The 12,986-nt window shown below is 37.0% G+C and carries 22 protein-coding genes; 21 read left to right on the top strand and 1 reads right to left on the bottom strand.

Annotation, left to right across the window (positions count from 1 at the left end; translation table 11 throughout):
* The 20 genes from ACXX8U_RS14875 to ACXX8U_RS14780 form a co-directional block, all read left to right on the top strand.
* The coding region (locus tag ACXX8U_RS14875) for a hypothetical protein (RefSeq protein ID WP_458566532.1) at positions 1 to 243 on the top strand (243 nt) is incomplete at its 5' end.
* Between the two features lie 59 nt (positions 244 to 302).
* Positions 303 to 740: a hypothetical protein gene (locus ACXX8U_RS14870; protein ID WP_458566531.1), complete on the top strand. Its 438-nt coding sequence runs from the start codon at positions 303 to 305 to the stop codon at positions 738 to 740.
* Positions 741 to 1,044: 304 nt separating this feature from the next.
* Positions 1,045 to 1,497 (top strand): hypothetical protein, encoded by a 453-nt coding sequence (locus ACXX8U_RS14865; RefSeq protein ID WP_458566530.1) that lies wholly within the window; start codon positions 1,045 to 1,047, stop codon positions 1,495 to 1,497.
* Positions 1,494 to 1,922 (top strand): hypothetical protein, encoded by a 429-nt coding sequence (locus ACXX8U_RS14860; RefSeq protein ID WP_458566529.1) that lies wholly within the window; start codon positions 1,494 to 1,496, stop codon positions 1,920 to 1,922. Before ACXX8U_RS14865 ends, ACXX8U_RS14860 begins: the two co-directional genes overlap by 4 nt.
* On the top strand, positions 1,819 to 2,472 hold the full coding sequence (locus tag ACXX8U_RS14855; protein ID WP_458566528.1) for a hypothetical protein: 654 nt from the start codon (positions 1,819 to 1,821) through the stop codon (positions 2,470 to 2,472). Before ACXX8U_RS14860 ends, ACXX8U_RS14855 begins: the two co-directional genes overlap by 104 nt.
* A 16-nt stretch (positions 2,473 to 2,488) precedes the next feature.
* Positions 2,489 to 2,776: a hypothetical protein gene (locus ACXX8U_RS14850; protein ID WP_458554122.1), complete on the top strand. Its 288-nt coding sequence runs from the start codon at positions 2,489 to 2,491 to the stop codon at positions 2,774 to 2,776.
* A 1-nt stretch (position 2,777) separates the two neighbouring features.
* The gene (locus ACXX8U_RS14845; protein WP_458566527.1) at positions 2,778 to 3,416 is read left to right on the top strand and encodes a DUF6046 domain-containing protein; all 639 of its coding nucleotides are present in this window, start codon (positions 2,778 to 2,780) and stop codon (positions 3,414 to 3,416) included.
* A 2-nt stretch (positions 3,417 to 3,418) separates the two neighbouring features.
* Positions 3,419 to 4,075: a hypothetical protein gene (locus ACXX8U_RS14840; protein WP_458566526.1), complete on the top strand. Its 657-nt coding sequence runs from the start codon at positions 3,419 to 3,421 to the stop codon at positions 4,073 to 4,075.
* Positions 4,075 to 4,395: a hypothetical protein gene (locus ACXX8U_RS14835; protein ID WP_458566525.1), complete on the top strand. Its 321-nt coding sequence runs from the start codon at positions 4,075 to 4,077 to the stop codon at positions 4,393 to 4,395. The genes ACXX8U_RS14840 and ACXX8U_RS14835 overlap by 1 nt, the downstream gene beginning before the upstream one ends.
* Before the next feature lie 17 nt (positions 4,396 to 4,412).
* Entirely contained in the window at positions 4,413 to 4,658 is a 246-nt protein-coding gene (locus ACXX8U_RS14830; RefSeq protein WP_458566524.1) for a hypothetical protein, read from the top strand.
* Positions 4,636 to 4,911 carry a hypothetical protein gene (locus ACXX8U_RS14825; RefSeq protein WP_458566523.1) on the top strand — a complete coding sequence of 92 codons (276 nt, stop codon included), beginning with the start codon at positions 4,636 to 4,638 and terminating at the stop codon, positions 4,909 to 4,911. The genes ACXX8U_RS14830 and ACXX8U_RS14825 overlap by 23 nt, the downstream gene beginning before the upstream one ends.
* Positions 4,908 to 5,126: a hypothetical protein gene (locus ACXX8U_RS14820; RefSeq protein WP_458554127.1), complete on the top strand. Its 219-nt coding sequence runs from the start codon at positions 4,908 to 4,910 to the stop codon at positions 5,124 to 5,126. Before ACXX8U_RS14825 ends, ACXX8U_RS14820 begins: the two co-directional genes overlap by 4 nt.
* 1 nt (position 5,127) lies before the next feature.
* The gene (locus ACXX8U_RS14815) at positions 5,128 to 5,421 is read left to right on the top strand and encodes a hypothetical protein (RefSeq protein WP_458554128.1); all 294 of its coding nucleotides are present in this window, start codon (positions 5,128 to 5,130) and stop codon (positions 5,419 to 5,421) included.
* Position 5,422: 1 nt separating this feature from the next.
* Positions 5,423 to 5,719, top strand: a complete 297-nt coding sequence (locus tag ACXX8U_RS14810; protein ID WP_458566522.1) for a hypothetical protein — start codon at positions 5,423 to 5,425, stop codon at positions 5,717 to 5,719.
* Between the two features lie 486 nt (positions 5,720 to 6,205).
* Positions 6,206 to 6,559, top strand: a complete 354-nt coding sequence (locus ACXX8U_RS14805) for a hypothetical protein (RefSeq protein ID WP_458566521.1) — start codon at positions 6,206 to 6,208, stop codon at positions 6,557 to 6,559.
* 71 nt (positions 6,560 to 6,630) lie between these two features.
* A complete protein-coding gene (locus tag ACXX8U_RS14800) occupies positions 6,631 to 7,032 on the top strand; it encodes a hypothetical protein (RefSeq protein WP_458566520.1) in 402 nt (133 codons plus the stop codon).
* Positions 7,029 to 7,865 (top strand): hypothetical protein, encoded by an 837-nt coding sequence (locus ACXX8U_RS14795; protein WP_458554132.1) that lies wholly within the window; start codon positions 7,029 to 7,031, stop codon positions 7,863 to 7,865. Before ACXX8U_RS14800 ends, ACXX8U_RS14795 begins: the two co-directional genes overlap by 4 nt.
* A gap of 4 nt (positions 7,866 to 7,869) precedes the next feature.
* Positions 7,870 to 8,832 carry a hypothetical protein gene (locus ACXX8U_RS14790; protein WP_458566519.1) on the top strand — a complete coding sequence of 321 codons (963 nt, stop codon included), beginning with the start codon at positions 7,870 to 7,872 and terminating at the stop codon, positions 8,830 to 8,832.
* Between the two features lie 30 nt (positions 8,833 to 8,862).
* Entirely contained in the window at positions 8,863 to 9,390 is a 528-nt protein-coding gene (locus ACXX8U_RS14785) for a hypothetical protein (protein ID WP_458554135.1), read from the top strand.
* 193 nt (positions 9,391 to 9,583) lie between these two features.
* A complete protein-coding gene (locus ACXX8U_RS14780; protein WP_458566518.1) occupies positions 9,584 to 10,222 on the top strand; it encodes a thymidylate synthase in 639 nt (212 codons plus the stop codon).
* Positions 10,223 to 10,426: 204 nt separating this feature from the next.
* On the opposite strand, the gene ACXX8U_RS14775 is transcribed toward ACXX8U_RS14780, so the two are convergent.
* Positions 10,427 to 10,885, bottom strand: a complete 459-nt coding sequence (locus ACXX8U_RS14775) for an RNA methyltransferase (RefSeq protein WP_309757761.1) — start codon at positions 10,883 to 10,885, stop codon at positions 10,427 to 10,429.
* A 635-nt stretch (positions 10,886 to 11,520) separates the two neighbouring features.
* Here ACXX8U_RS14775 and asnS point away from each other — a divergent pair.
* Positions 11,521 to 12,957 (top strand): asparagine--tRNA ligase, encoded by a 1,437-nt coding sequence (gene asnS / locus ACXX8U_RS14770; RefSeq protein WP_458566517.1) that lies wholly within the window; start codon positions 11,521 to 11,523, stop codon positions 12,955 to 12,957.
* Positions 12,958 to 12,986: the final 29 nt, after the last annotated feature.

Raw genomic sequence — 12,986 nt, 5'->3', positions numbered from 1 at the left:
TTAGGTTTTGAAGCCGATGCCATGAATAAAGCCGCTAGAGATGCAGGATTTAGTGACATCACAGATGTACCACACGAAGCCATTGTTATTACTTGTGCTTTCAAAAAAAGATTGATTGATCCAGTTAAAACTTATGTAGCCTCTGGAGTTGCCTTTACTGAGGCAGGAACCGATCTTGAGCAAAATGCCAAATTTAGAGAAATTACATTGCCTTACCTGGCAATGAACGTGATCTTACCTTAAAAAAAAATCCCCTCTTCTGGAGGGGATTAAATCAAAAAAAGCATCAAAAAAACAAAAAAATGAAAAACAATGTAATTCCAGCGGGTGATCTAAAGTCCGCATTTGCAAATAGACAGGCAAAAGAATCCGAAAAAACAGCACCGTCTAGTGATTTATCTGACAGTAAGGCGGCATTTATTGCTCGTTTTACTCAAGAGAAATTAGATAAATGGAAACAAGAACACGGTGGCCGTGAGTTGATCTGTTTGAAAGTGGAGAGTGATATGAGCCGTTTTACGCCCTGTTACCGCTACGATGATTTAGGCGATTATATGACCGCAATCGGTAGTAATGGTATGAGCAAAGCCGTTGCTTACATTATGGAAAAATTATGGCTCGAAGGCGATCACCCATTGATTGAAGACGAAGACAAATTCATTGCAGTATTCTTGCAAATAAACAACATCTTGGAAGGGAAGAAAAGCCGAGTTTTTTCGCCTTTAGTGATAAAGGTATAAAAGACTGTCAAGAACAAAAAGCAGGAATTGATTACTTGATCGTATACGGCAGTATGAAGTTTGGAGCAAACGCAATAAAGGAATGGGGCGAAGAACTGTTTTTTTATCGCACCGGAATAGCACTAGAATTGGCTAAAAAAGAAGGTAACTAAGACATGAATAATACGATTGAATTTGTTTTAAAAATGCGCGATATGATGAGTTCGAACATAACGAGAGTTGGTTCGGCCTCACAATCGGCATTTAAATAAGGAATCCGGCCAGTCTGTTTGATCAAGTTACCAGGAGAAATCAAGTTTTAGGAATGAGCTTTAACGAGCTTCAATCTAGAATTAGAGAGGTTGAAAATATCATTTCAAGAAGTACCATTCCTAGCCAAATAGCCGCAGCGCGAAGAGAGCTTGCCGGTTTGCAAAGAATGTCAAGCAATCACGCTGGCAATGTTGGCGGTTCTAGCCGTAGTGGTGGAATCGGTATAGGAGGTGTTGCAGTAGGTTCTATGATTGGAGGTATTGCAACTGCTGGTGTTGCAATGGCAGGCAGTGGTTTAGGTTCAATTGTTCAAGGAGCCATGAACAAAGAAACTAACATCAATGGTATGTCTACTTTTTTAGGAAAGCAGGCAGCCAATACGGCGTATGCTAATGTCGAAAAAGATGCTGAAGCTACACCATTTGGCACACAATCACTGTTAGAAGTTAATCGTTCCTTAATTTCGGCTGGAGCCAATGCTAAGGCTCAAGATATGACAGCATGAACTTAGCGAATGCAGTTGTAGCGGTTGGTGGTACGAGCGACACACTGACTAGAATGGCAGCTAATATGCAACGAGTAGAGACGGTGGGTAGAGCTACCGCAATGGATGTGCGTCAGTTCGGTATAGCTGGTATTGATGTTTACGCTTTATTAGCAGAGAGTACAGGTAGAAGTATTGACCGAGTCAAGGAGATGGATGTTACTTATGAGCAATTATCAGCCGCTTTATCTATGTCAGCATCAAAAGGAGGTTTATACTATGGAGCTCTAGAAAATGCACGAAACAGTATGCAAGGAAAGTGGAGCAATTTCCAGAGAAAAAATGATCAATACACTTGCAAGAATAGGCGTTGCATTTATGCCCTTGATTACAGGAGCGCTTCATATTGGCACCGCTTTTTTAACTGCTGGAAGTTATATCGCTGAATTTGCAAATTGGATAAACTCAGGCACCACTAGTGCTAATATTTTTATTGTTACTCTTGGTGTTATTGGTGGCGCATTGGTAACTTATCAAGCTATAATGGCAGTGCTAGCAATTAAAACTGGTATTGTTACGGCTGCTCAATGGTTGCTAAATATAGCTATGACTGCAAATCCAATAGGCATTGTTGTTGTTGCTATAGGGGCTTTGATAGCTGGACTTGCAATTGCTTACAATCGTTTTTCTGGATTTAGGTCAATGGTTGACGGTGTTTGGGGAGTGTTAAAACAAGTAGGTAGTAATATCATGGGGATGTTTAGCAAAATACCTAATATGATTATAGAGGCTTTTACTCAAATTCCCAAAGCAATTTTAAAAGTATTCTCGGGAGTTGGTAATTTGTTCAGTGCTATTTTTAGTGGAAACTTTAAAGCCATACCCGGAATATTATCTAGTATAGGAGGCAATCTATTAAAAACAAACCCTATTACAGGTTTTGCAACAAACGTTTTTGCAGAGGCAACAAAGGGAAGCGGAGACAGCATATACTAAAGCAAGGAACCAATCATTGCTTGATAGCAAGGTTGCTAAAGCGAGAGCCGATAAGGAAGCAAAAGTAAAGGAATCACAATTAGGCTCAGGCGCAGCAGTTATGGCATCAAATAATGCCTCTAGTCAGTCAGCAGGTGCCACGGTATCGGGAGCGGGTCCTAAAGTGATCAATATTACTGTAGGGAAGTTTTTTGACAACTTACAATTTACCACTTTGAACGCTGGCGAATCTGCTAATGAGATTGAAAAAATAGTAATGGAGTGTTTTGCGCGAGTAGTGTATAACGGTTCAAAAATGGTTTAAAATGAGTACAAACACGGCATTTGATCTGTATAAATTATACAAGACGTATTTTAATAATTCGCCTTATTTCATTAATCCAGACGGCAACACCAAACCTATTACTGAAGAGATAGGTTATTCCATCACAACGGAAAATTCAAGACCAAAAGGCAGTATTGACTATTCAAGTAAAAACATTGCTTTTAATAAAATTGGGACTTACGGTCAGGATATTTGGTTTCCGATAACTTTCAAGTCATTTTTTGTTGAAAACAATAGATTAACTCCTATTGAGATTGAAATCGAAGCTTGTACCGTAGGCGTAAACATGATGAAGGAAATCATTAGAACACCAGTTAGTGAACGCAAAGGAAAAGTAAAAGAATGTTTTGCCATTGATGACTATCGTTTTTCAATAAAAGGCTTTTTGATTGGTAAAAACCGAATGGTTCCCGAAGATCAAATATTAAAATTGAAAGACATTTTTGAAACAACTGAGCCTGTAGAGCTACACGGTGGTTATCCTGAAATATTTTTAGATAAAAACTGTAGAGTTGCTGTTAGTGCTTTAGACTTTCCAGAAGTACAAGGAAAAGCACCATGGATTCGACCGTTTACAATGACTGTAGAGACAGATTATATTGAAGACTTAACTTTTTAAATATGTTTTACCTAACCAGCGATATCACTATTGGAGGCTATCCAAATATAAAACCTTCAAAGGTTACTTGGAAAACGGATGTTAACAGTTTTACAGATACATGCACTATTGAGCTACCTAGGATTAAATATTTGAATAATACGAAAACAGTAACAGTTGACATTCAAGAATCCGACAAAAAGCCTCAGTATCTTTTTAAAGAGAATGACAAAATTAGTATTGCTCTTGGTTATGATGGCAAAAACACAAAACGCTTTGAGGGATTTATAAAGCGGGTCAATATGGGCATTCCAGTAAAGATAGAATGCGAAGGTTATAGTTACTTATTATATGATGTGATTTTTAATAAAAGTTACTCGAGCGTCACGGTTAAACAATTGCTTACTGATTTGTGTTCTGGTACAGGTATAGTTTTATCGTCTGAAATTCCAAATATTCCATTGACGAATGTAAGGTTTAAAAATGCTACTGGTATTCAGGTTTTAGAATGGTTAAAAAAAGAATGTCGGTTAGCGGTTTATTTCAATTTTAATGAGCTGTATGTAGGTACACAGTTTGGTAAAAAGGGCAAAACAATAAAGCTTCGATTAGGTTGGAAAATATCACGTTTAAAGATGATGATTTTAAAAAGCGAATCGTTGATAAAAATGTTCGTGTAGTGATCCAGGAGAAAGATGGAAAAGGAGAAGTAAAACGCACTAAATCGGATACTGATAAATACAGTAATGAAAAAGCTGTGAAAATAAAAGCGGGTATTCCTGCTGATTTACTCAAGCAAATTGCAAACCGATTGCAGACAAAAAGTAATTATAACGGTTACGAGGGTAATATAACAGCATTCCTAGAACCCGCCTCCAATAAGGGTGACATAGCCGAAATTGACGGGTTTGATATTATCCTGAAAAATCAGGTTCGTTTTTTATTGAAGCGGTATCGGGTGAGTTTGGAACTGCTGGAGGTAGGCAAACAATTGAATTAGGATTTATAACACAGTAAATGGCAACAGCTGAACAAATACGAGAAGGCTTTAAAGCAATGGCTAAAAGTGACGGTCCTGCCGTGAGTAACATTGCTAAGGTAAAATCAGTAGATGAAACAAAGGCAACCTGTGTTTTAATTGATGAAGACGGACAGGAGTTTTTTTTGACGTTCGACTTCGCCCGGTTCTCACAGGTAACAAAAGTTTTATCCTGGTGCCGAAAGTTCAAGCAGTTATGTATTGGCCGTTCGTGTGGAGGATGATGAGGATTGGATGGTTATTGCTGCCGATGAAATTGAAAAGATAGGCTACTATATTGGCAACACAATATTTGAGCTAACAGATAAAGTACATGTTGAGGCTGGTGGCGAAAATTTAGCCAGTTTAATTGATGATTTATTTACAGCTATTGGTAACATGGTTTTTACAACCAACGTAGGACCTACGATTAAGCTAGTAAAGATGAAGTTGAGATTTCAAGAATTGAATACAAAATTTAAAAAGCTTTTAAAATGAGTTTAAATAAAGCAGCACTTAAAAATGCTTTGATTGAATTGTTTACTGCTGAGCAAGAAGAGGAGCAAAATGCAAGTCAATCTATAGAACGATTAGCTACAGGTATTGCAAATGCTTTTGAAGCTTTTGTAAAATCTGGACAAGTTAGTGTAAATGTAACAACAACAGGAACGGCAACCAGTCAAACAGGTACCGGAACCGGTAATATAAATTAATATGCCACAAGACATTCTTTTATCAGAAAGTTTAGATGTTCAAATAATTGATGGGGATTTTTTTGTAGGTGAAAGTACCGCACAACATCAAAAAATTTTGATTTTAAGCGATAAGTGCGAGTTTAAAGAGGTTCCTATGAGAGGTGTTGGAGCTCTTAGATATTTAGAAGATCAAACGCCAGAGAATCTAGCCAGAGAAATTAGACAGGAATTCTCAGTAGACGGAATGAATGTAAATAAAATACAAATTGCCCCTGACCTGACAATAGAAGTTGAGGCAACTTACCAAAACTAAAATGATAACAGCTCTAGTATTACAAACATGGTTTGACATTGCAATACAAAGCACCGGAAGCGTTGTAAATGCTTATGCAATAGCAATGGCAAATGGTCGCTCAGTAACCGATCATATAATCGCTGGAGAAAGTATAGTGATTCCTCAGGGAATCGAAGTTTTGAAAAGAGAAATTCAATTTCTTGAAAGCAAAAACATCATTCCAGCAACAGGTATTACAAACGACAATTTAGAAACGATTAACCCAACATTGGGAATAGGAACAATGACAATAGGAACCACATTTATAGTAAGATAATGGCGCGATCAATTCAAGTAATACAAAACGAAATCTTTGCTAACATCACAGCAAATGAGAACTTATCCTCACTAAATTCCACTAGTAAATTTGCCATTTTTAGACTATTCGTGTTTGCAGTTTCTTTTTCAATATGGTTATTAGAGGCGCTTTTTGATACGCATGAGGCAGAAGTCACAACGGGTTAGCAAATCAAAAATCAGGTCGACTGTCTTGGTACAAAACAATGGCTTTACAGTTTCAATATGGTTTTGACCTAGAGACTGATAAAGATTATTTTATCAAGACGGAGTCGCTACTCAAGAAGAGATCGAAGCCTCTAAAATCATCAAGTATGCTGCAGTCAATGAGTCAGATGCTGAGAAACGTGTTATCATAAAAATTGCGGGTGAAATAGATGGCTTACTCTCTCCTATAACACCAGGTCAAAAAGAATCTTTTGAAGCTTACATTAAAGAGATCAAGTGGGCAGGAACTGATACGACAGTGATCAATTATTTACCAGACAGGCTGTTTTTAAATATTCAAATAAAACGAGATGCTCTTGTGCTTGATGCTAATGGAATGAGCATACAAAACGCAAATAATCCAGTAAATGAAGCTATACAGGAGTTTATGAAGGAACTGCCATTTGATGGTGATTTAAGACTTTCAGCATTGGTTGATAAGATGCAAGCGGCACCAGGAGTTATAGACGCCACTCTTTTAAGTGCTGAAAGCTCATGGATAAGGCCAGAGTTGAACGGCTATGGAACTCCACAACCAATTTACATATCAAAAGTCGCTGAAAGTGGCTATTATGAAGTTGTAACATTTGAAAATATAACCTATGTGGTATGATATAAACTGGCGCGTTTTTACAATCAATTTATTGCCTACTTTTTTTAAGGAACCTGATAGTGGTAAATTTTGTGCAGGCACTTATAGCCCCCGTTGAAACCCTTTATGATAAGTGGTTTAATTTTCGGGTAGATAATGTCTATAAACTAAATAATACAGGGCAGGTTTGCTTTTTAAGAGGCACTTTGAACGACAAGTTTGATCCAGTTCAAAGGCGTATTTACATAAGTGATGGACAATTTTTTGACACTACTTACATATACACCGAAGCTGAAGGGCAAAATGTAAACGTGAGGACTGAAATGGAAGAGCCAACGCTATGGCTTAGAACCGAAAGCGAAACGGCAGACACGGGGCTTGATTTTATAGTTTTTGTTCCTACTGAACTAGCAGTCTCACAAGAATTTGGATTAAAAGCGCACATTGATTTTTATAAAGCTGGCGGATTTAGATATACAATATTTTTAATATGAATTATACAAGTTTTAATCAAACAGGTGGTTTTCCTTTAAAAACGGAACGATTGCAGGAACTACAAACTGCTTTCGAAATTTTTCAAGCCTTTGGAGAATTGGCGGGCAACTTAACAATCATATCGGGTTGTGAGTTGGTAGGCTCTACCATAAAAAAAGGCGTTGTTTATATCGATGGCGAACCTTTAGAATTTAGAGAAGCTGCCGTTACAGGAACTTCGGATGTAATCATTATCGAAGAGCCCGTAAATCGTGCTTTTGAAAATGGTTCAGTAAAGCAAGTTCACACCTTTCGTTATGCCACATTTGGAACCTCAGAAACATCGTGGCCGTGGTCAGATTTTAAGCGTATCGATCCAGTTGTACAGTTAATGGTTCGACTTGAATCGCTTGAGAAAAAAACGGCTGTTTTTCAGTCTGGTGGGGGTATGTTATTTTGGAATAAACCCGCAGCTGATATTCCTGCAGGTTGGCAAGAAGTGGTTGACTGGCGCGGTCGAATGCCTGTCGGGCTTGATGAGGATCAAATCGATTTTGAAAATATTGGTAAAACGGGGGGGGCAATTAAGAAAATGCTTTCGGTTGATGAGCTACCACAGCACAGCTTTTTCATGTTTTCTAACGACATAGTAGATGCGGGAGTCGCACTTACAGGAAATAATTCTCCAGTAAAGGAAGGTTTTAACGCAGGCGGAGATGGAAACCAGAATTACCGAATTAGAAGCAGTAGCAATGCTCCTACAATAGGTAAAACAAATACAGTGGGTGCCAATCAAGAATTTTCAATACTGAACCCATATAGAGTAGTATTATTTATTGAATATATAGGATAAAATTATGGCAACATTAGCACAAATATATGACTGGTTTATGACTGGTAAAAAGCCTACACAAGCCCAATTTTGGGCTTCGTGGGGTAGTTTTTGGAACAAAAGTGAATCAATACCGCAAAGTGCAGTATCGAACCTTAGCTCTACTCTGAATGCAAAGGCTGAAAGGGAACAATTTGAATTGCATAAGCAGGACGCAAACGCACATCCTGATCTTTTTGCCGCAGTAAAAATATCGGGTCGTTTTTTAATCAATAGAAATAACCTCATTTTTTTTGCGGATGAACCTACAGCGGGCGATACTGTCACGGGTATGGTTGAAGGTGAATATTTAAATGCTGGAACTTTTTACGGGGGCAACTTTGAGCAACTTAGTAGCTATGTTGAACCTAACTTAATTGGACGCATATTGTCTTATTCAAATGGCTCAATATCAGTTGAAGTAAATGAAGGTATAATTTCTAGGCTTAATACATCAGGAGGTCCAATCTGTAATGTGAGAATTACAACTCCAGATGGAACTATTTTTGAAGATGCATTATACTCATTTGAAGAGCGATTAAGCAACCCCATAAATACATTTTTACAAGGAAGTTTTCCTTTCGGGTCTGTTTTTGTTTTGTACGATCCATTAAGCGAATTTGAGGATTCTTTACCTTTTGTATATGAACAAAGCGTGCCGGTTTTTACCGATCTTACTTTTGATATTGTAAATGTTTCTCAAGAAACTGGCATTGTGCTTAATGTGCTCTCCGGCACCGATAAAACAATAGTCAATAAACTAGTTCATTACTCAGAGTTTGGAGATTTAAGAAACACATATTTTTTTAGGTTAGATCAATTGCTATTTGTCGAAAGTAATGGAATTGAAACTTATAATTTTTATGGTTTTGTGCCCACTTACGGACAAATAAACATAGAAAATAACGAAGGAAGAAACGTGTCAAACCTTTTTATAATATCTATATAAAACAAATTAATAACCTAAATAAATGTAACTATGTCAAAACAAGTAATTGGAAAGAAATTAAAACTTATGGATGTGCCAGTAGCAACTGGTGAAGTTCAACAATTAGTAATTACTCCAGAAGGCTATGTGCTTAAAAAAGAATTTACTAATACTGAAGTTGAAGAATATGTATTCATGTTTAGAGTAGGGAAGGCGCAACCCCCAAATCCAGGCCCAAATCCAGCGGAACCGGTTTTAATTTATGAACACTATCATACAGTTGGGCTTACTGCTCAAGACGTAACCCATTTGCTTAGTAATCCTGGTCAGACAGATGTTCAAAAACGCTCAAATACTGTCAACGAGCACTTTCACGATGTGACATTTTATTACGATGCGGGCACAAATACTTTTGTAGCAAGTAATATTACATCAGCTTCGGATATCGAACATTCCGCGCAATTAATAGCAATTAATGCCCCAAATCAATTAATTGGTTGGACGGGAAGCTTTAGTATTTCACCTGAGACAACTCTAACTTATAATAATGGAATTTTAACAGATGTAACTTCGATTTAATTATAAAATTCACAGGATGACGTGAAGTAAAAAATAGTCCTCCAACAATTAAAAACTTCTCACGGTAATTTAATTAAGCACAAAGCCACAGCGTTGGAGGACATAAGTCTTCTATGCTGTGGCTTTATTGTGTTTTATAAATTCCGTGAGAGATGCAAATATAATCAATCATCAATCAAAAATCGAATTAAAAATGAACAAGTATCACGAAGTGCTAAGCAAAATCCTTGATAAAGGTAAGCTACAACAAAACAAAAAAGGTTCAATCACCTATCTTTTGAATCAGACTTTAGAATTAAAACCGTTAGACCTTTTAGTGTTGTTTGAGAGCCACGCAGTTGCAAAAAAGAAGTTAAGAGACGAACTTGGTCTATTTATGGCGAGAGCGTTTGCTACGGAAGCCTACAGGGATATAGGCGTTACTTGGTGGGATTATTGCGGTCCCATTCTAGTAAATAGTTATCCTACCTACTTTGAGCAATTACCGAAGCTTATAGAGCGAATAAATAAAGAGAAACGTACATCAAAGAATTACGTATTGTTCCTTGGTTCTAACAACACTGAGAGCAATCAACAGCCGTGTTTAAGTCTTGTCCAGTTTCAAATAGAGAAAGGAAAGGTTGTTATAAGTGCTTACCAGCGTTCTAGTGACGCTAACTTAGGTCTACCCTCTGATATCTATCACCTATACTTGATAAGTAAACAAATCAATCTACCACTAAAGTCGATCACATTGTTTCTAGGCAATGTTCACGTGTATGAGAACAATATAGAGCTAACCAAAGAACTACTGAATGGTGAGTCAGTTAAATTCAGTTTAAATGTGGGTTAATTGGTGTTTAAACTATAATTAAAAAGCCAGTACTTTGATGTACTGGCTTTATTTGTTTGATTGAAAAAATGTACATTTCATTTTAGATTTGTGTACATTTGATTTTTTCGATTATAAATGTAACCGATTTAATCTGATAGAACAAATAATTTACTTTATGCGCCGCTTTTGGGCTTAAAATTAAACAACAGTTGAAAAACGGTATCAGGATCTTGGTTTAGCAAGACCTCTATCATAAAGCACAATACTGCCTGCAACAGATACGTTTAAACTTTTCTCAGATTTGAATTTAACCAAATGATGGCATTTTGCGATAGCTGCTTTCGATAGACCGTTATCCTCGGCACCTAAAAGATAAACACAACGTCGTGGATGTTCAAACGTTTCGAGATCAACAGCGTTTTCATCGAGTTCCACACCTACTAAGCGAGCGCCTTTGGGTAAGTTGTTATAGAAATCCTCAAAATTTTCGTAATGAAAATAAGGGATTGACTTTACAGCATTATGCGTATCACAAGCTTGCTTAGCGTATCGATTTCCAATAGTAAAAATATAACTTGCACCAAGATTTTGTGCGGTACGCCATAAAACCCCTAAGTTCTCCGGTGTTTTTCCGTTTTGAATGCCAATGCCAAAATACTCTGTTACAAAATTGTCGTTCATGAGGCAAAAATACAAAGTGTTATTCGGTTTGTCAAGTTTTGATTTTCAAAGTGGCAGCATTTACAATTGCAACAGTATTTTTTAGTCATAATTCGTCATTCTGACAAAGGAAGAATCTTCACAAATTGCACACTATACAGAGATTCTTAGTTGCTCAGAATGACAAAATAAACGGAGAAAAAAACAAAATAATGCTCAAATTATACAAATTTTTTATTCTGACAATTGTGAAATCCTCACAACTTGAGCAACAAACACAGATTCTTCGTTGCTCAGAATGACAAAATAAACTCAGAAAAAAGCATAAAATAATGCTCAAATTATACAAATTTTTTATTCTGGCAAAGGAAGAATCTTCGCAAATTGCAAACTAAACACAGATTCTTCGTTCCTCAGAATGACAAAACAAGAGCAAAATATTCTTTTAGCCACTACACCCTAGCCCCGATAGAAATGGAAATCCTTATTGTTTTTGTTTCAAAAAACAATAAGATTGCAATGGATAGCGGGAAAGAGCTCCAAAAAACAGAAACAGCGTTGGAATGCTTCATTTCTCACCGTGACAATTACAAACAAATCATTTATATTTGCAGTTCGGTTACGAGACAATTTTTAATATCAACTATATACATAAAATGAGACATACAAAAGTTAAAGACTTACTAAACAGCACAAAAACGCTTCATGAAGTAAATGCAAAAGGATGGGTGAGAACTTTTAGAAACAATCAATTTATTGCCTTAAACGATGGTTCGACCATTGATAATATACAATGTGTTGTCGATTTTGAGAACACGCCAGACGAAACGCTGAAGAGAATTACTACTGGAGCAGCAATATCTGTAACAGGAACTTTGGTAGAAAGTAAAGGTGCGGGACAGAAATTTGAGATTCAGGTGGCTAAACTGGAAATCCTTGGAGATTCAGATGCGGAGAAATTCCCGATACAACCAAAAAACAAACCGAGCTTAGATTTCTTGCGTGAAAATGCACATTTAAGAGTTCGTACTAATATGTTTGGAGCGATTATGAGAGTACGTTCGGTATTATCGTATGCGGTTCACAGTTATTTTCAGGAGAAAGGTTTTGTATATGTGAACACCCCAATTATCACGGGATCTGATGCAGAAGGTGCCGGTGAAATGTTTAAAGTTACGGCTTTGCCATTTGACGGAACACCAAGAACCGAAGACGGAAAAGTAAATTACAAAGAAGATTTCTTTGGGAAAGAAACGAACCTTACCGTTTCTGGACAACTAGAAGGAGAAACTTTCGCGATGGCTTTGGGCCAAATTTATACTTTTGGACCAACCTTTAGAGCCGAAAACTCGAATACTTCGCGTCACCTTGCAGAATTTTGGATGATTGAGCCAGAGGTGGCTTTCAATGATTTGAATGACAACATGGATTTGGCTGAAGATTTTATTCAATATGTGATCAAATACACCTTGGACAAATGTCCTGAAGATTTGAAATTCTTGGAAACACGATTATTGGACGAAGAGAAATCGAAACCAGTTGCTGAAAGAAGCGAAATGGCGTTACTTGACAAATTAAACTTTGTTTTAGAGAACAATTTCAAACGTGTTTCATACACGGAAGCCATTGATATTTTAAGAGAATGTACGCCAAATAAAAAGAAAAAATTCAACTATATCATTAACGAATGGGGTGCTGATTTACAATCAGAACACGAGCGTTATTTAGTGGAGAAACACTTTAAATGTCCGGTAATCTTGTTTGATTACCCGGCAAATATCAAGGCATTTTACATGCGTTTGAACGAAGATGGAAAAACAGTTCGCGCCATGGATATCCTTTTGCCTGGAATTGGAGAAATCGTGGGTGGCTCTCAAAGAGAAGAGCGTTTTGATGTTTTGGTAGAAAAAATGAAAGCCTTAGGGATTGATGAAGAAGAATTGTGGTGGTATCTTGACACCCGAAGATTCGGTTCGGCGGTTCACTCTGGTTTTGGACTTGGATTCGAAAGATTGGTCTTGTTTGTAACAGGAATGACAAACATTCGTGACGTAATTCCTTTCCCGAGAACACCAATGAATGCAGAATTTTAAAAATTTGTTTCCCGTTTAAAGTTTCAAGT

This window comes from Flavobacterium sp. GNP001, from assembly GCF_054343775.1.
This window is presented reverse-complemented; position numbering and strand designations above follow the sequence as displayed.